Here is a 17,820-nt window from a genome sequence, read left to right on the forward strand (position 1 = left end):
GGGTCCCGATGTCAAGTCCTATCCGAGGAAGGAGACGCCGGCCACCTTGTGCAGGCGCTCCACCTCCTCGAACTCCAGATCCACCCGCCGGCGGGAGAGGGTGAGGCCGTAGAACCGGCCATCGTCGTCCTGGCGGAGATAGAAGGCCAAGGGCAACCAGTTCACACGGTTGACGACCAGATCCCCAACACTGGCCACCCTGGCCGGATGTACGTGCAGGATCACGCCGGGCGTCAGGGCCGGTGCATTGGATAAATCGTTGATGATGATGGCGTAGGCGCCGGGTACGTCCCGCACCGCCTCGAACGGCGCAACGGTGCCGACCGGTTGCGCATTGCTGCCGGCCTGCGCCAGGTCACGGCCGTCAAACAGCGGAATTCCGGCTGCTGGCGGCTGCACTTCGCCCAGCAGCTCCCGGTAGGGATTTCCCGGCGTCAGCAATTCCGCAGCGGGCAGTCCGAATACCCGGGCAAGGCGCACCACATGGTCCGGCCGGATCGGCCGAGCACCGGTTTCCAGCTTCGACAGCTCCCCCTTCGACATGCCGGCTGCGGCGGCGGCGGCGGCCAGACTCATTCCCGCCTTACCGCGCAGGCTGCGCAGCCGCACACCATCCTGTCCGCCCGTATCCGCCATCGTCGGCCCGCGCCATGATTCCGTTGTGGAAACATACACCAATCGGACCGGCGGGAAAGAGGCGGATGGCGGCGGGCTATCGACGGTTCTCCTGGTGGACCAGCTTGCCGATGCGGAGGTCGCGCAACTCCGCCGGGGCGGCAGCGGCCTGCGCTGCAGCCAGCAGTTCGGCGCGCAGCTCTTCTGGGTCGGTGCGTCCGGGGTCCAGCCGGCCCTCCGCCCCGGCACGGTAGAGCACGGCCAGAATTCGGTCCTGCACGGGGGGAAGCACAGGGCTGGCGGATGTACCGGGCGCGAGTTCCACCTTGAATTCCGCTGCCACGAAGCCGGAGATGCGGCTGCGCGTCCAGATCGGAGCAAAGAGCGGGCCAAGATCGGCAACGACTGGAGCCAGTGCGGGATCGATCACCGGCGCAGCCGGTAAGTCTTCCGTCTGCTCCAGGGCGGTCGTGGCAGCGACACGGCTTGCCGTCAGGCCGCCGCCAAGCAGAAAGCCGCCGAGCGCGCTTGCGGCCACGGCCACTACGACAAGGCGGAGCTGGTCCATCGCGGTCTTCCCGATATCGTCAGAAGGGCAGGATCACGTCCAGCACCTGCTGGCCGATCCTGGGCTGCTGCACATCCATGATCTGGCCGCGTCCGCCATACGCGATGCGGGCTTCCGCGATCTTCTCGTAGCTGATCGTGTTGCGCGTGGTGATGTCCTCCGGCCGGATGACGCCGGCGATGCGCAACTCCCGCAGCTCGTAGTTCACCCGCATCTCCTGCCGGCCAGCGATCACCATGTTGCCGTTGGGCAGCACCTGGGTGACGACGGCGGCCACCTGCATCTGGATGTTCTCTTGCCTGTTTACCGAACCGGCGCCGGTGGCGGAGCTGTTAGAGCCGATATCCACCAGCGCGTCCGGGTCGACCCGATCCGGAAGAAAGGTTTCCAGACCGAACAGGCTCGGGGTGGAGAGGGACTCCGCGGACCCGCGGCTGCGCGACGTCTGATTCCGGATCTGGGCCTGCTCCGACATGTTTATGGTCACAGTGACGATGTCACCCACCGTCTTGGCCCGCAGGTCGCGTAGGAATCCACGGGCATCGGCCTGCCATAGGCTGGCGGGCTGCCGTACCTCCACATCCGGGAACGGCATCGGCATGGAGACGCGCACCGCTTCATCCTGGTAGGCCGGGTCCTGGATCGGCGTGATGCTGGGCGCGCGGCCCAGATGGTCCAGGCGCTCGGCACAAGCGGAAAGGGCCAGCAGCGCCGCGAGGCAGCCGATCCGGCGGGGCAGGGCATGCATGGTCTGGCCTCCTCAATCCGATGCGGTGACAGTGCCGGGGCCGCTCACCACTGCGGTGATGGTCCGGTTGCTGTCCAGGTTCTGGATCCGGATCACGTCGCCAACGCCGCCGTCCTCCAGCGCTCTGCCACGGGCGCTCAGAACCAGCGCGCCGCTACGGAATTCCACGGTGACCGCCTTGTTGCGTTCCACGACCGTAGGTGCGGCGACGTAGCCGGCCGGAACCGGACGGCCGGCAGCCAGGACGCGGCGCACCTGCATGCCTTCCAGCTTATGTCGGGCGACTACGGCCCTGGCGCTGACCTGGTCGCTGCGCAGGGGAATGGTGGTAAGGTCGCCGGCGCCGATCACCTCTCCCGGCGTCAGACGTCGGGCAGGCACCGTGACCTCGGTTTCCGTCCAGGCCTCCCCCTCCACCCGGACGCGGTCCCGTTCGCGCAGCAGGATTGCCGCGAAACGGCCGGAGCGGGGATCGTAGGTGATGGCCTGTACGCCGTGCACGGGCCCGTCCACCGGCGTTGCCAGCATCAGGCGGAGGTCTCCTGCGGACAAGGCATCGCCGTACTTGCGCTGCAGCTCCTCCCCCAGCATCCGCTCTGCCGTACCGGCTGCGGCATTGGCCAGCCCCGGGGCGGAAAGGAGGGCCAGCAAGGCCCCAAGGAGAGCATGTTTGCGCAGGGCGGCCATCATGGCTGAAGGCTTCATCAGCGCATCTGCGCGACGGTGTTCAGCATCTGGTCGCCAGCTTCCACCACGCGGCTGTTCATCTCATAGGCGCGCTGAGCGGAGATCAGGTTGGTGATCTCCTGCACGATGTTGACGTTGGCAGCCTCGAGATAGCCCTGACGTACGCCGGCGAAGCCGAGCTGTCCGGGCATGCCCAGCAGGGGAATGCCCGAAGCCGGAGTCTCGCGGAACAGATTGTAGCCGATGGCCTCCAGCCCCGCCTCATTGACGAACATCGCCATCTCGAACTGGCCGACATTCTCCGGCTCCGTCTGGCCGTTCAGATAGGCCAGGACCTCGCCGTTTCGATTGATCATCACCTCGCGGGTATTCTCCGGCACGGTGATGCCGGGGCTCACCTGGTAGCCATCCACCGTAACGATGGTGCCTTCGGGGGAAAGCTGGAAATTGCCGGCGCGGGTATAGGCGGATTGCCCATCGGGCATGGTGACGACCAGATACCCCTTGCCGTCCAGCGCCACGTCGTACTGGTTTTCCGTCCGGTTCAGCGGGCCTTGGGTGGAGATACGCCCAACGGCCGATGGCTTCACGCCGAGACCGAGCTGGATGCCCGCCGGCACGATCGTGTTCTGGTCCGACGACGGCGAACCGGGGCGGAGCTGGGACTGGTACATCAGGTCCTGGAACTCGGCGCGGGACCGCTTGTAGCCCACCGTGTTCAGGTTCGCGATGTTGTTGGAGATGACCTCCACGTTCAGCTGCTGGGCCATCATGCCGGTTGCGGCGATGTTGAGCGTGCGCATGGGATGCGGACTCCTGTTCCTATCGTGTCGATCCGGCGTCAGCTCGTGGCCGGGCCGCCAAGCTTGGTAATGGCGTTGCGTTGGCGCTCATGCTCGGCCTCGACCATGCGGTTGGCCTGGCCATAGGCGCGGGTGAGATCGATCAGGCGGACCATCTCCGCCACCGGCTGGACGTTGGAGCTCTCGAGCGCGCCCTGCACCAGGGTGGCGCCCTCCGCCTCCTGCGGTTCGCCGGCGTAGCGGACCAGACCGCCAGCATCTCGTTGGAGCCCCTGCGGGCCGGGCAGGCGGAACAGGCCGATGCGACCGAGCTGTACGGTTTCCACTGCACCTTCGCCGTTCACGGTCTTGAAGCTGATGTCGCCCCCAGCCCCGACGGTGATCTCGCCCGCATCCTCCGGCAGCACGATCTCAGCGCCGTCGGCGCCGGTGACCGGGTGTCCATCGACGTTGACCAGCCTTCCATCCGGGTCCTTGTTCAGGCGACCGTCGCGGGTGTAGCGGGGGCCGTCCGCCGTCTCCACCCGAAGCCAGGCATCGCCGCGAACGGCAACGTCCAGCGGATTGCCGGTCATTGCGACGGCACCTTCCCGCAGGTCGGTGTAGGTGGCCCGGTCCACCACGAAAGCGGTGGGATCGCCGCCGCGAACGCGCTCCACGAAGTCATCGAACACCGGCCGCTCCGCGCGGAATGCAGTCGTGTTCATGTTGGCGACATTGTTGGCCGTCACGTCGAGCATCCGGCGGAGCGCCATCTGCTGCGACAGCCCGACATAGAGCGCGTTTTCCACGGGAACCGGTCTCCCCTTCCAAGCGGCGCGCTGCTGCGGATGCCGCTCTTTGAACCGGCTTTAATGTGACCATGCGAGGTTAAACCCGGGTTCAAAATCACCGCCGTGGTTGCCGATGAGAAACAGACATGCTCTCGCCGCCGGTTCCGCCATGCTGCTGTCGCTGGTCGCGCCTGCCGCCGGGGCTGCACCCGTAGCGTTGGAATTCCGGGCGCGCGAAGGTGCAACCGAGCTGGTCATTCCCGGCGCCGATGTGGGCGCCTCCACATTCAGGCTGGAACCCTGTGCCGCCGTGCTGCGGGTGACCGCCCCCGCCGGGATCGACCTCGACCGGGTCCGGTCCGGAACGGACCGTATCCGGGGCGTGGCGCTGGATGGGGACAGTACGTTACGGGTGGAGACGGAATGCGGGGCCGGGCTGGAACTGCGCCGCCGCGCGGCGGAGGTAGCGCTGGTTGTGGGCGCTGCGCCGATCCCGCAGCGGAAACCAGGGGCTGAGCACCGGATATTGATCGCGGCTACCGGCGCGCCGATCTCGCTGGTCCCTCCGGCTTCGGACCTGCCCAATGGGGCGGATGCAGCGGCTGCGGCAGGGACGCCGGCGAATGGCCAGGACCCGGACGATGCCGGTTTCGCCCGCGCTGCCATCGCGGCCGGTATTGCGGCGGCGGACGAGGCACGGATAGTGCCGCCTGTCTCGCCTCCCGGTACATCCGACGCCGGGCCGTCCCCCTCGGAGCGGGCCAGCCATCCTGACCGGCCTGATCCGGCATGGGGGCGGCAGCCGCCGATTTTCAAATTGGCACAGTGGCAGACATCGCCGTTCCGGGCCGAACGCGACCGCCTGCGTGACCTTCTGGAGAAGGCTCCGGACGAGAACGCGCGACGCCACGCCCGTGTCGAACTGGGCAGGCTGCTGCTGGCCTGGGACATGGGGCCTGAGGCTTTGGACCTTCTGACGGGGGAGGGCATACCAAGCAACCCGGAGGAACATGCATTGGCCGCAGCAGCCGCCGTACTGGCGAATGCTGATCATGAGGCGGCGGACTGGTTCGCCACGCCGGAGGCGCTGGCCAGGGCGGACGGTCCCCTCTGGGCGGCAGCTGCCGCGGCACAGCGGGGCCGGGCTGAACGGGCCGTGGCCTATCTGCCGGCCGCTCATGCTGCCCTGGGTTCCGTTCCCAAAGAGCTGCGCCGCCGCTTCGGGTTGGAGCTGTTGGGCATCGCCGCCGCAGCAGGTCTGGATGGTTTCGCACGCGAAATGGCCCAAGCCGTGGAGCTCGCAGGGCCGGACATTCAGGAACGGGCGCTGCTGCACCTCCGGGTCGGGGACCTGCATGCCACCGCTGGACGGGCAAGGTTGGCGTTGGACCAGTGGAACAGGGCTGCCGCCCTGTCCGGCGATGCCGCCCTTACCGGACGGATGCGTGCGGCCGGGCTGCGCTACCGGGATGGAGACCTGGATGCGGCTGGATACCGGATGGTTCTGGAGGGCATCCTACGGGAGCGGCGCGGCGGTAGCCTGGATTTCGACGCCATGGCGGCGATGTCGATGCTGGAACGGGCGGAGGGCCGGGTTCCCGAGGCGGTGAGTACGCTACGGCTGCTGGCGCTGCGCTATCCGCATCATGCCGGGTTGGCTGAACAGGTCGCAGCGGCCCAGCAGATGCTGGAGGGGCTTGTCGCTGAGGAGGGGGGCCTTCCCCTGGCCGACCGTATCGCAACGTTCGAGGCCGGGCGGCTTCTGCTGGCGGACGATCCGTCGGGCTGGCAGCTCCGTCGCAGATACGCGTCCTTCCTGGTCAGGAACGGGTTCCCGGCACTCGCCCGGGAGGAGTTGCTGGCCCTGTCCGGCACAATCCCGCCGGAGCAGCGTCAGCCGGTTATCCTCGATCTCGCGGCCCTTGACCTCTCCGCGGGCGATCCCGAGCGGGCGCTTGCGACTTTGGCGCTGGACGGAGCTGATGAACCGGACAAGACGGCCTGGGCCGTACTGAAGGCACGGGTGCTGACCGCGGACGGGAAAGGGGGCCAGGCGCTGGAGTTGGTAGCGGACGTCACGGGCAGCGAAGCCCAGGCCGCGCGCGCCGACAGCCACTGGCAGCTACGCCGCTGGAAGGAAGCCGCCGAGTCCTACAAAGTCCTGGCCGGACTCCGCCCCTTGAGCGGCGAAGAGGCGACCCGGCAGGGCCTGGCCGGTTATCTGGCCGGGGGCGCGGTAGTTTCCGCTTGGGACAGCGGCGATCTGGCGGAGCCCTGGGCAGCCCGACTGCGCGTGCTTGCCGAGGCGCCGACGCTGGAGCCCGCCACGGATGCGGCCGTCCGGGCGCTGCTCCGCGGCAGCCGGGATATCGCGCTTACTGTTCCGGCCGCCGTATCCAAATGAAAACCGGCTTTAACCAGCGCCACGCAACATAGGCTCCAGGGGCCGGTGGCCCGTTGCGGATTGGAGACAGTCGATGAACCTCGTGGTCGGCACCATCATCGTGGTCGCCTCGGTGCTGGGCGGGTTTGCAGCGCTGGGCGGCAACCTCTCGGTTCTCTGGCAGCCATTCGAGTTGGTGATCATCGGCGGCGCTGCGCTGGGCGCATTCATCATCGCCAACCCCCGCCGGGTCATCCAGGACACCGGCGGGGTGCTGAGGCAACTCTTCGGCGGCACCAAGCACAAGCGGGACGACTATCTGGAACTGCTCGGTCTTCTCTACACGCTGCTCCGCACCGCCCGGACGCGCGGAATGCTGTCCCTGGAAAGGGACATCGAACGACCGGAAGACAGCCAGATTTTCCAGCAGTTTCCGGGAGTCATGCGTCACCCGCGTGCGATCCGCTTCATCACCGACTATCTGCGCCTGATCTCCCTCGGCGCCGAACGCGGCCACGAGATCGAGTCCTTGATGGATGAGGAGCTGGCGACCCTGTCCAAGGACATGCACCGCGTGTCGAAGAGCCTGCATACCGTGGCGGAAGGGTTGCCGGCGCTGGGGATTGTTGCCGCCGTCCTGGGCATGATCAAGACCATGGCCGCGATCTCCGCGCCGCCGGACGTACTGGGCCACATGATCGGCGGCGCGCTGGTCGGCACCTTTCTCGGTGTGCTCCTGTCCTACGGGTTCCTAGGGCCGTTGGCCGGGGCCGCGCACCGGCTGCGCGATGAAGAGGTGAAGTATTTCCAGTGCATCAAGGCCGGGCTCGCGGCATATGTGCACGGCTCTGCTCCCGCCATCTGCGTCGAACACGCGCGCAAGATGCTCTATGCCGAAGTTCAGCCCAGCTTCCACGAGGTGGAAGAAGTAACGACGGCGGCATCCGGCCGCCTGGGCGAACGGCAGAAGGCGGCCTGACCATGCCGCCGCCGAACCGCCAGAAGCCTACGGTTATCGTCCGCCGCCGTCCGGTCGAGGAGGATGAGGCGCCCCAGGGGCATGGCACCTGGAAGATCGCTTATGCCGATTTCGTGACCGCCATGATGGCGTTCTTCATGCTGCTCTGGCTCGTGAACATCACCACGCCGGAGCAGCGCGACGGCATCGCCGACTATTTCAACCCGATCAGCGTGTCCGACAGCAACTCCGGTGCGGACGGGCAGCTTGCCGGCCGGGCGGTGGACAGCGAGGGAAGCCTGACCGAGAAGCCCAGCAGCAGTTGGGAAACGATCCCGGCCGCCCGTGTGCCCACCCTGTCCCCGGCCGGTCCCGACCGGATGGCGATGGCGGCTGGAGACGCGGAAAGCATGGTGGCCGGCAAGCCGGATGCCGGCGAAGCGGGCGACCTGACACTTGGCGAGGTCAAGGCGGGCGACGTGGCCGCCGGACGAACCATGGAACCGGCCTTGCAGGAGCGTCTGAACCAGGTGCAAGCGGAGGAGCGCGCCTTCGACCGCATTGAGGAGCAGGTGCGGGACGCCCTGCTGGCCGCAGCGGAGTTGTCGGACCTGTCGCAGAACCTGATGTTCGAGCGGACGACGGACGGGCTGCGTATTCAGATCACCGATCGGCCCTATTTCAGCATGTTCGAGGTCGGGTCGGTCGAGCTGAACGACCGGGCGGCGGCGCTGATGCAGGTTGTTGCCGACGCTCTGGCGCCGGTGCCGAATCGAATTGCCATCGCGGGCCATACGGATGGACGGAGCTTCGCGCCCACGGCCCGCTACACGAACTGGGAGCTGTCGGCCGACCGCGCCAATGCGGCACGGCGGCTACTGACCGGCGCTGGAATTCCGCCAGCCCGGCTGGCTCGGGTGGAAGGGCTTGCCGATACGTTGCACATCTATCCAGAGTCTCCGGAGGATGCCCGCAACCGGCGGATCAGCATCACCGTCCTGCGCCGGATTCCCCTGGCCGGCCTGGAGGGGCAGGCTGGCTAGATGTTTGGTCCCGGCATTTGGTGGAGCGGGTTGAGGATGAAGCGTTCTGGGTCGGCAATCCACTGTTTGCAGATGAACTCGTAAGGCGTAAGGCCCTTTAGCGTCTTAAGGCGCCGGCCAAAGTTGTAGGCTGCGACGAAGTCGGCGAGGTGCTGCCGGAGCTCGTCATGGCTCTCATAGTGGTAGCGCTTGACGGTCGCATCCTTGATGGTGCGGTTCATGCGCTCGACCTGACCGTTGGTCCAGGGGTGGCGAGGCTTGGTCAGCCGATGCTCCACGTCGAGATCGGCGCAGGCAGCCTCGAAGGAGTGGCAGCGGAAGGGGATCTTCTCGGCCCGCATGGCCTTGATGTCCTTGGGCGTCCAACCGTCACCGGTCGGCTCGGTGAAGTGGGTGCCGTTGTCGGTGAGCACGGTGTGGATCTTGTAGGGAACGGCTGCCGCGAGGTGGCGGAGGAAGTCGCCAGCCACGCGCCGCGTCGCCTTCTCGTGCAGCTCGACAAAGGCGAACTTGGACGTGCGGTCGATGGCCACGAAGAGGTGGAGCTTGCCCTGTTCGGTCCTGACCTCCGCGATGTCGATGTGGAAGAAGCCGATCGGGTAGCGCTTGAACCTTGAGCGCTGCGGCTTGTCCCCGTCGGTCTCGGGCAGCCGGCTGATGCCGTGTCGCTGGAGGCAGCGATGCAGGCTCGAACGGGTGAGGTGCGGAATAGTGGCCTGGAGGGCGTAGAGGCAGTCGTCGAGCGGCAGCAGCGTGTAACGCCGGAAGGCGACGATGATCGCCTCGTCCTCGGCCGTCAGGATGGTGGATCTGGGGGCCGTGGGCCCGGTGCGCTGATCAGCGACCGAGCTCCTGGCCCTCCACTTCGCAACCGTCTTCGGGTTGATGCCATACCGCTTGGCCAGGGCTCTCAGGCTCTCTTGACTATGCTGTATCGCTCGACGGACCGCCGCTGTCGTTGTGGCGCTCCCGTGGTGAACCTGCCCCATAGCGCTTCCATCCACTCACGTGACAAGAATGCACCATCAAACCCCGGGACCAAACAGCTAGACCGGTTTCCGATCAACTCGGATCGAAAACCGGTCCAGGCTTCCTGCAGAAGATGCTCCAGCGGTCAGCGTGCTGCGGAACCGTGCCCGCTGTCCTCAGCCGAGCTGCGGCGTGACAATCGCCAGTACCAGGATGAAGACGACGCCGATGTTCAAGGCGTCGTTCACCCATTCGATCAGCCCGGCTCCAGACTGGCGCAGACGCACGGCGGCTGCGGCGGCGAGCGCAATGGCGAAGACTGCATGGGCGGCCAGATAGAAAGTGACCTGATCCATCATGCAGCCTCCTTCAAAGAGGTCCGGAACCGGCATGGGTATGGAGCGGCCAGCGGAAAGAAATGCGTCGTGGTCATGTTCGGCTTTTATGTTCGGGCGGCCGCACGCACCGGATCACCACCGCTTGAAGCGGCAGCGACGCGTCGGCGTTTCGGCCTGGATGTCAGGATAGTGGGACCGGGGGCCGGCATTGCGGCGCACCGGGACAGGCTTCAGGCCTGAACGGGCGGCCCGGTCTGGCAGCGCCCCGCCCCACGGGGCGGTTGGCGCGCTGGATAGCAGGCGGCTGCCATGCTGGCACGGCTCCGCGGGCCGGCAGCGGGAAGATGAGTGCCGCGGCGGCGGCAAGCACCAGAAGCAGGAGCGTCGGGTCGTTGCCTGACGCTGCCTGCTGACGTCCCTGCGGCGCGGTCCGGCTGGACTCCACCACGGTGGGCAAGGTCTGGATGGCAGGCTGAAGCCGATCGTCGAGGGCTGAGCTGACGGCCGAGGCGCCCGGCTGCCCGAATGGAACCGGCGCGCGGACAAGGATCAGTGCGCCCTGAAGAAGGGCGAAAATGAGCGTGAGGGCCAGGAGCCTACAGGCCCGGTGCCGCAGCATCGTTGCAGCAGATCCATCATGGCGGGGCGGCAATCGCCCCACACATTGCCAGAGGTGGCACGAAACAGGCTCTGCTGCAACAGCGGGATCGGATAGCCCCGGCGCGGGCGCCGCGCCGGGGGCATGGATGCTGCGGTCAGGCCGCGCCGGTGGCCGGGGCGGAGCCCTGGTCCGCACGGAGATAGCCGTTGGCGAAGTACCAGTCCGCCGTGGCCTGAACCCCTTCCGCCAGACTGACCTGCGGGCGATAGCCCAGCACGTCGCGGGCGCGGCTGATGTCGAAGGCGCGGTTCTTGACGAAGAAGGCGGCGCGCCGGCGGTGCAGCGGCGGGTCGATGCCGAAGGGCTTGAACACGGTCTCGCACGCCACCGCGGCCATGTGGATGGGCCAGTAGGGAATACGGACCCGCGGCGCCGGCCGGCCAACGGACTTCGCCACTGTCGCCGTCAACTCGTTCAGGCTGATATAGCGGTCGCCGGCCAGGATGAAGACGCCGCCCAGCGCCGCCTCCACCGTGCCGCACAGGATGATTCCGCGCACCAGATCGTCGATATAGACCGGGTGCCACAAGGTTTCTCCGTTGCCGATCATGAAGAACCGGCGCTGATGGATAGCCTTGAACAGCTTCAGGAAGCGCAGGTCGCCGGGACCGTAGATGCCGGCTGGGCGGAAGACGACGCCATTGAGGTCCTTGGCGAAGGCTTCCCGCGCCTTCATCTCCCCTTCCAGCTTGCTGCGCTGATAAATGTCGGAGGGGGCAAGCGGGCCGTCCTCGGTGCAGGGAATCACCTCCACATCACCATGTACGCCGATGGTGGAGCAATGGACGACCCGGCCGGCTCCATGACGCCGCGCCGCGTCCAGCACGTTCAGTGTGCCCCCGACATTCACATCCTCATAATAGCTGTCGGGGTGCCCCGCGGTCCGGAACACGGCGGCGATATGGTAGATCAGTTCGCAGCCCTCTGCCGCCGCTGCAACGGCCTTGGCGTCGCGAATATCGCCCGGCACCAGTTCGATCCCTGCCTGCGCGAGGGACTTTCCGGAGGAGGAGGCGGGGTCGCGGACCAGGGCGCGGACGGCGTGGCCGCGGCGTCGCAGTTCCCTGGCCAGGGCACCACCGGTGAAACCTGTCGCCCCGGTCACCAGGATTTTCTGCTGCTGCGATGCGGTCATGTGACTATCCGGATAGGGTTGTAAGAAGGGAATGCTCATCGGGGGCGGCTGGCGCACATCAGCACCGGGCCGCCCGTCAGGCGATCCAGGCCAAGGGTGCGGGCCACCACTTCCGCCGTCCGGGACAGGCCGGGCCTGCCCAGCGCCCGGTGGGCGGCCATGGGCAGGATGAACTGGCGGTGCCATGTGATTTCGGTGAAGCCGAGGCCGGACAACGCCGCTTCGACCTCCCGGATGGAGTGGGTAAAGAAGGGGCGTGTGTTGCTCTCCACCCGCCGCTTCAGCCCGAAGCTGGCGTCCGCCAACTTCTGGAATCCGTCGTCGGGCGCGAAATCCACAAGGATCGTCCGGCGGGAGAGGCGGGCCATGTCAGCCAGCAGCGGACGCCAGCGTTCCACATGCGCCATCAGCCGCACGGCGACCACGGCATCGTAGGATGCGTCGGCGAAGGGCAGGGCGGTCAGTCGCGCGGCCTTGAAGCTCACCAGATCCGGGTGGGCTTCTATGATCCGGCTCAGTCGGGCGACGCAGGCCGGAACGCTGCCCTGCACGTCCAGGCGGATGCCGGCGGCCGCAAGCGGTCCGGCCAGTTGGGCATGCCCGCCACCAAGTTCCAGAACCGTTTCGGGCAGCGAACCGCCGCCAGCCTGGCGAAGGAGGCGCAGCACCTCCCTGGCCTGGACCTCCAGGAACCAAGCGCCGACCCCGCCGCGGAATCGGCCGGCATAGGCATCGCTGGAGGTTTCGATGTCGGGCGCTTCCACATCGTGGCTGGCCCGCCCTGCTCCGGCCGCCTTCGGCAGGCGCTCATCCGGCGTGCCGGTTGCCCTGTTCGTCATCTGCACGCTATCCACTACCTGCGCTCCGTTCAGCCGTTCAACGGCGCCGTTGCCCACTCGGGCGCACGTTGTCCGGTGGCCGTGGCGTAGAGCTGCGCCATCTCCTGTTTGAACCGGGCGAAGCTGTGCTTCTCCTGCACGAGGGCACAGGCGGCTGCGGCGCGCTCCGCAGCCCGGCCCGGGTCCTGCAGCGCCGTCTCAAGCGCGTCGGCTAGCCCTTTCGCCGTCGGCTCGCCCAGGAAGGCGCTGTTTCCATCGATAACGCGGGTGTGGGTGGGAAGGTCCGTCGCCACGATCGGCCGTCCGCTGGCCATGTAGGTGAAGATCTTCAGCGGCGTGATCAGCGGTTCCAGCCGCGGGCTGGCCAGCACGTCGGCCGCTCCCATATAGAGGGACATCTGCTCCGGCGGCTGGCGGCCGGCGAAACGCACCAGATTTTCCACGCCCAGGCTGGCGGCATGCGCGCGCATGGCCGTCACCTCCCCCTCATGTCCGCCGACCAGCAGCAGGCGTGCATTGGGCCGGCGGGGAGCAAGCAGGGCCATCGCCTCAACAAGCACCTCGACCCCCTGGCGTTGATCGAAGTTGCCGGTATAGGCGATGACCTCCGACCCGGTCAGGTCCAGCCGCTGCCGTAATGCCTGCACTGCCTCTGGCGCCGGGGCGTCGAAAGCCCCGTCCAGCGGGATGTCGGCGATCTCGAATACGGGCACGCCGGGGCTTTCCTCCCGCGCCAGATCAGCCAGCGGGCGAACCACCGCGGCGATGGCGGCGGACCCTCTCAGCGCCCGGCGGCGCAGGAACCTTGCCAGACCGGCCAGCCTGCGGCCGGCGCCCGAACCGGCGGCGAGCAGGCCGGGCAGATCGGAGTCCAGGTCGCAGATGGCGGGCACGTCATAGAGCCGGGCCAGGGGAATGGCCCAGAACGCCGATTCCTCCACCGCGTGAACAGCCGTGTAGCGGCGGCGCGCCAGCATGGCGGACGCATGGGTCATCAGAACGGGATTGTACAGGGCCTTTGCCATGGAGAAGCCCACGGGGACCGTTCCCACCGGCAGGCGGACTGTACGGTGGATGCTCAGCCCAGGCTCCTGCACATCCTGCCCGCCGGGCAAGGTCAGCAGATCCACATGGTAGCCGAGTTGGCCCAACGCGCGGCACATGAAACGCACATTGATCGGCGTTCCCGCCATGGTAAAGAAGGTCTGTGGCGCGATCATCAGAACGCGCGGCGGAGAGGCGGCTGTCATATCCGGGCAGTCCTCATGCCCCGTTACTCCTCGTCACGGTACGCCGATTGCGCCGATGCGCGCGGGCTTGGAGCAGCAAAGTCCTTCCGCGCTGCGGCGCGGAATCGACGACTGTGGCATGATCCTGTAGGGATGGCCGGGTTGCCATGCCTATTACAGTGTAAGACCCAGTGCGCACGGAGCTCTAAAGCGGAGAGGCGACACCACCTTTGAGGAGAGCCACGTCCCTAGCCATCTGTGGAAGAGTTCTGTCCAGGCAGAGAGCGCCGATTGCTCCGATGCCTTCAGAGCGCCGATGTGTTGCAATGCAACCATTAACCCTTACGTTCGGAGTAACTGGCAATGCATGGTGACGCGCTGCCGACCCCGCCTGGTTCGGCCGACGAGGTGATTGATGATTTGCGCCGCCAGCTCGCACGGCAGGATCTGCGGATACAGGAACTCCAGCACAGGGCGCTAAGCGGGAGTCAGGCTGTCGCGCGGCAGCTGGGGAGCCTGTTGTCGGAGTTGCGCGACCCCGCAGCCCGCGCGGTCCTTGAGGAAGCGCGGAGCAGGGTGGAAGCCCTGGGCGACATACACCGCACATTGGCTCCCCGTCCTGCCGCGGAATATGTCGAGATGCGCGCCAGCCTGGGCGACCTCTGTGCCGCCCTCTCCAGGGCTCTGGATGCCAATGGACGGGATATCACGCTCAGGCTAACTGTCACCGGTCCGGCATTGCCGGCGCGGATCGCCGTCCCGATCTGCCTGATCGCGAATGAGCTGGTCGGGAATGCGTTGCGCTTCGCGTTCCGTGGGCGCACGCGAGGCACCGTCTCCGTTGTTCTGCGCACCGCCGGGGACAGGGTGATGTTCAGCGTATCCGACGACGGCGTCGGCATTTCGGAGCGTACCCTGCGACGGGATGACACAGGCCTGTGGCTGGTGCGGCAGCTCGCATCCGAACTTGGTGCGATTTTAGACCTGAATCGGGACGATGGAACGAGCATTTCCGTCCTTATCCCGCTGTCCGAAGGCGCGTGACCCTCGACCATCCCCTAATCTAGGCGTTTCGGCATAGTTGGAACACTTTCGATTTTCCCTGAGAACCGCTCTCGGTGAGGGGCGGGTCTTCCGTCCGCATCCCGGCGACAATTCTCCGAGGGATCGAACGCAGCCATGATGGCGAAGGGGTTGGAACTAGAACGGCAGGCGCGCCGCCCTCTTTTGAAGGTTCTCCGCAGCCCGCGGAAGACCTTGTTCCGCATATCTCTGGCGCTTCTGTTCCTGGCGAGCGCGGCTGCCATCCTGCTGATCGTCGAAGGAAGCGTCGCCGAAGAGTCCTCGGGAGAGGCGCAGACCATGTCACCCATGGCCTTCTGGGGCATGCGGACGGCCGCCGACCTGCACCCTGGCATGCCGGAGCCCCGGCTTCTCTCCTTTGTCGGAGCGCCGCGGGGCGTCACTGTCGACCTGTCCATCGGCACCATCGGGGCCGTCGCCCGGATCATGCCTTTCGGCGACAGCATCACGCAGGGCGTTGTAAACCGCGATCTGCGCGATACGGGCGGGTACCGCGCCCCACTCTGGCAGATGTCGTTGCGCGGTGGCGGTCTGGTCGAGTTCGTCGGACCTGAGAAATCAGCGTTGCCCGGCCCGCAGGACCCGGACCACGCCGGCTTCGGACGCCGCACGCTGGTCTGGGCCGAGGAGGAGGCGCCAAATCTGTTGGCACGGTATCGGCCAGATGTGGTTCTGCTGATGTTTGGCACCAACGACAGTAATGAGGCGGACGCCGAGAACATGCTCGCCCGGGCCGGAACGCTGTTCGACCGGATTGCATCGGATTCGCCGGGGACACTTCTCCTTGTGGCCGATCCTCCGCCAATCCGGCCGGATGCGCAACCGCACGAGCGTGTCGCTGCGATGGATACGTTCCGCGCCTTGTTGCCGGTCATCATCCGGGAGCGGGCGGAGCAGGGTAGCCGCATTCAGCACGTCTCCATGGCGGCGTTGGGCGTCCAGCACGTGTCCGCCCCACCCGCCGACAACGGGTTGCACCCGACCCCGAACGGCTATTGCGCCATGGCTGCGGGCTGGGCCGCTGGTCTGGCTCAGAGCGGACTGTCTACCGGGTACCTGCCTCTGCCCCCGATTGATATGAAGGGTGTGGCGGACATCACCGGAAGCGCTTTCAATGACCGGCTGGTCGGAACTGCCGGAATGAATCGTCTGCGCGGTGGACGCGGCAACGATGTCCTGATCCCCAATGGCGGGGCTGACGAGTTGTGGGGTGGACCGGATGCGGATCTATTCGTATTCGCCACTGCCGATATCGGCACGGGCGTTTCAATCGTGCACGACTTCAATGCGGAAGAGGGCGACCGGCTGGACCTCTCGAGCATCAGCGCGGCTTATCCCGAACCGGACATGATCGTCTTCCGCTCGACGGAAGCCGGCACCTTTCTGGCCGTAGATCCGGACGGGATGATCGGGGAAATGCCTCCCGTTGAGATCGCCTGGTTTCCCGGCGCCTCCATCGGGCCCGATGTCGTTCTGGAACAAACCGCTGTCGCATGCGATCCGAATCCGGAGACGCAGTCGGCCAGCCTGCCCCACTGAACCGGACGCTCGGCTTTTCATCCGCGCTTAAATTTCCGTTGCTACGGTCACCCCGAGTTTCCAAATGGATACCGCTGTCCGCGGCGGGAATCCGCGAAGACGGAGCACGGGTGATGAGCATCTTCAGCGCGATGAATTCCGGGGTCAGCGGGCTGGCGGCGCAGAGTGCCAAGTTCGGCGCCATCTCTGACAACATCTCCAACTCATCAACGGTGGGGTACAAGCGAACGGGCGTGCAGTTCTCCACGCTGGTGACGACCAGCAGCACGCCCGGCAGTTACTCCGCCGGCGGCGTCATGGCCGATCTGCGCACCGAGGTGTCGCGCCAGGGCATCGTGACCAGCTCCTTGTCCTCCACGGATATGGCTATTTCCGGCCGCGGCTTCTTCGTCGTGAATACGAAGGCGAACGGGGAGGACAGCAATTTCCAGCTCACCCGCTCCGGCAGCTTCCGCGTCGACGAGAATGGAAATCTGCGGAACACCGCGGGCCATTACCTGCAGGGCTGGCGGCTGAACGAGCAGGGAGAGGTTGCGGGTGGTGAGCCCTCGCGCACCAGCTTCGGGACGCTGGAAACGGTTAATCTGTCCAGCATCACCGGGCTTGTGAAGCCGACGAGCGAGATCGACTTTGCTGCCAATCTCCCCGCCAATCGGACTGGCCCGACCGGAACGGGGGGAAGCTTCTCCACCTCTGTCGACTATTTCACCCGCCTCGGTTTCACAAGCCGGGTCACGCTGGAGTGGGAGCCGTCAACGGCCAGCGCCAACCAGTGGACGCTGCGGATGCGGGACGTGAACGGGGCGAATATCGGCGAGGTGAATCTGCAGTTCGCCGATGGCAGCGGCAGCGTTCCGGCCGGCACGCTGGAGACGATCAGCGCTGGCGCTGTTCCGCCGGCGGCCGTCGATGCGGCGGACGGCAGCATGACCATCACCGTGGACGGCCAGCCGATCACGGTGAATTTCGGGCGCACGGGCGAGACGGGTGGCCTCACCCAGTGGGGTGACCAGTATGTGCCGACCAAGATCAACAAGGACGGCGCCGGCTACGCTCCGCTGGAGCGGGTGGAGGTCGGTGACGATGGCGTCATGACCGCCGTCTATCGTAACGGGCTGCGTCAAGCGGTCTACCGCATTCCCATGGCCGATGTGACCAATCCGGACGGGCTTCGCCGGATGGACGGCAACGCCTTCCAGATCAGCCGCGAGTCCGGCGACATCTATCTCTGGGATGCCGGTACCGGCACGGCCGGAACGGTCAATGGCGGGGCGTTGGAAGCTTCCAACGTCGATATCGCCGAGGAACTGACCAGCATTATTGAGACGCAGCGGGCCTACTCGTCCAACGCCAAGATCATCCAGACCGCAGACGAGATGCTGGACGAGGTCACGCGGCTGATGCGCTGAGGCCAACCGGCCTCTTCCGCCCCGCCACCCTGTTCCGCCT

General features: G+C 66.5%; 17 protein-coding genes. 6 read left to right on the plus strand and 11 right to left on the minus strand.

Features of this window, described 5'->3' with window-relative positions; all coding sequences use genetic code 11:
* Positions 1-18 precede the first annotated feature (18 nt).
* The 6 genes from DOL89_RS18920 to flgF form a co-directional block, all read right to left on the minus strand.
* The gene (locus tag DOL89_RS18920) at positions 19-636 is read right to left on the minus strand and encodes a helix-turn-helix domain-containing protein (RefSeq protein ID WP_119680917.1); all 618 of its coding nucleotides are present in this window, start codon (positions 634-636) and stop codon (positions 19-21) included.
* 76 nt (positions 637-712) lie between these two features.
* Positions 713-1,183, minus strand: coding sequence for a hypothetical protein (locus DOL89_RS18925; RefSeq protein ID WP_119680918.1), 471 nt, complete (start codon positions 1,181-1,183; stop codon positions 713-715).
* Between the two features lie 19 nt (positions 1,184-1,202).
* Positions 1,203-1,931, minus strand: coding sequence for a flagellar basal body L-ring protein FlgH (flgH, locus tag DOL89_RS18930; protein WP_119680919.1), 729 nt, complete (start codon positions 1,929-1,931; stop codon positions 1,203-1,205).
* Between the two features lie 12 nt (positions 1,932-1,943).
* Positions 1,944-2,636, minus strand: a complete 693-nt coding sequence (gene flgA, locus DOL89_RS18935; protein WP_119680920.1) for a flagellar basal body P-ring formation chaperone FlgA — start codon at positions 2,634-2,636, stop codon at positions 1,944-1,946.
* Positions 2,636-3,421, minus strand: coding sequence for a flagellar basal-body rod protein FlgG (gene flgG, locus DOL89_RS18940; RefSeq protein WP_119680921.1), 786 nt, complete (start codon positions 3,419-3,421; stop codon positions 2,636-2,638). The genes flgA and flgG overlap by 1 nt, the downstream gene beginning before the upstream one ends.
* 38 nt (positions 3,422-3,459) lie before the next feature.
* On the minus strand, positions 3,460-4,212 hold the full coding sequence (flgF, locus tag DOL89_RS18945; RefSeq protein WP_119680922.1) for a flagellar basal-body rod protein FlgF: 753 nt from the start codon (positions 4,210-4,212) through the stop codon (positions 3,460-3,462).
* Positions 4,213-4,327: 115 nt separating this feature from the next.
* Here flgF and DOL89_RS18950 point away from each other — a divergent pair, with 115 nt between their 5' ends.
* The 3 genes from DOL89_RS18950 to DOL89_RS18960 all read left to right on the plus strand — a co-directional run bounded on the left by DOL89_RS18950 (position 4,328) and on the right by DOL89_RS18960 (position 8,578).
* A complete protein-coding gene (locus tag DOL89_RS18950) occupies positions 4,328-6,598 on the plus strand; it encodes a tetratricopeptide repeat protein (RefSeq protein WP_162937677.1) in 2,271 nt (756 codons plus the stop codon).
* Between the two features lie 73 nt (positions 6,599-6,671).
* A complete protein-coding gene (gene motA / locus DOL89_RS18955; RefSeq protein ID WP_119680924.1) occupies positions 6,672-7,556 on the plus strand; it encodes a flagellar motor stator protein MotA in 885 nt (294 codons plus the stop codon).
* A 2-nt stretch (positions 7,557-7,558) separates the two neighbouring features.
* Positions 7,559-8,578 (plus strand): flagellar motor protein MotB, encoded by a 1,020-nt coding sequence (locus tag DOL89_RS18960; protein WP_119680925.1) that lies wholly within the window; start codon positions 7,559-7,561, stop codon positions 8,576-8,578.
* On the opposite strand, the gene DOL89_RS18965 is transcribed toward DOL89_RS18960, so the two are convergent.
* The 5 genes from DOL89_RS18965 to DOL89_RS18990 all read right to left on the minus strand — a co-directional run bounded on the left by DOL89_RS18965 (position 8,575) and on the right by DOL89_RS18990 (position 13,770).
* Positions 8,575-9,567 (minus strand): IS481 family transposase, encoded by a 993-nt coding sequence (locus DOL89_RS18965; RefSeq protein ID WP_119680832.1) that lies wholly within the window; start codon positions 9,565-9,567, stop codon positions 8,575-8,577. The two genes, DOL89_RS18960 and DOL89_RS18965, sit on opposite strands and share 4 nt — an antisense overlap.
* 156 nt (positions 9,568-9,723) lie before the next feature.
* Complete coding sequence (locus DOL89_RS18970; protein WP_119680926.1) at positions 9,724-9,906, minus strand: hypothetical protein; 183 nt, start codon at positions 9,904-9,906, stop codon at positions 9,724-9,726.
* 734 nt (positions 9,907-10,640) lie between these two features.
* The gene (locus DOL89_RS18980) at positions 10,641-11,681 is read right to left on the minus strand and encodes an NAD-dependent epimerase/dehydratase family protein (protein WP_162937678.1); all 1,041 of its coding nucleotides are present in this window, start codon (positions 11,679-11,681) and stop codon (positions 10,641-10,643) included.
* A gap of 35 nt (positions 11,682-11,716) precedes the next feature.
* The gene (locus DOL89_RS18985) at positions 11,717-12,520 is read right to left on the minus strand and encodes a class I SAM-dependent methyltransferase (protein ID WP_162937679.1); all 804 of its coding nucleotides are present in this window, start codon (positions 12,518-12,520) and stop codon (positions 11,717-11,719) included.
* Between the two features lie 29 nt (positions 12,521-12,549).
* Positions 12,550-13,770, minus strand: coding sequence for a glycosyltransferase family 4 protein (locus DOL89_RS18990; protein WP_119680930.1), 1,221 nt, complete (start codon positions 13,768-13,770; stop codon positions 12,550-12,552).
* Positions 13,771-14,112: 342 nt separating this feature from the next.
* Here DOL89_RS18990 and DOL89_RS18995 point away from each other — a divergent pair, with 342 nt between their 5' ends.
* From DOL89_RS18995 to DOL89_RS19005, 3 genes are all read left to right on the plus strand, one after another.
* Complete coding sequence (locus DOL89_RS18995; protein WP_119680931.1) at positions 14,113-14,793, plus strand: sensor histidine kinase; 681 nt, start codon at positions 14,113-14,115, stop codon at positions 14,791-14,793.
* A gap of 213 nt (positions 14,794-15,006) precedes the next feature.
* Positions 15,007-16,371 carry a GDSL-type esterase/lipase family protein gene (locus DOL89_RS19000; RefSeq protein WP_162937680.1) on the plus strand — a complete coding sequence of 455 codons (1,365 nt, stop codon included), beginning with the start codon at positions 15,007-15,009 and terminating at the stop codon, positions 16,369-16,371.
* Positions 16,372-16,484: 113 nt separating this feature from the next.
* A complete protein-coding gene (locus tag DOL89_RS19005; RefSeq protein WP_162937681.1) occupies positions 16,485-17,780 on the plus strand; it encodes a flagellar hook protein FlgE in 1,296 nt (431 codons plus the stop codon).
* The last annotated feature ends 40 nt before the right edge of the window (positions 17,781-17,820 follow it).

The organism is Indioceanicola profundi, from assembly GCF_003568845.1.
Classification (GTDB): domain Bacteria; phylum Pseudomonadota; class Alphaproteobacteria; order Azospirillales; family Azospirillaceae; genus Indioceanicola; species Indioceanicola profundi.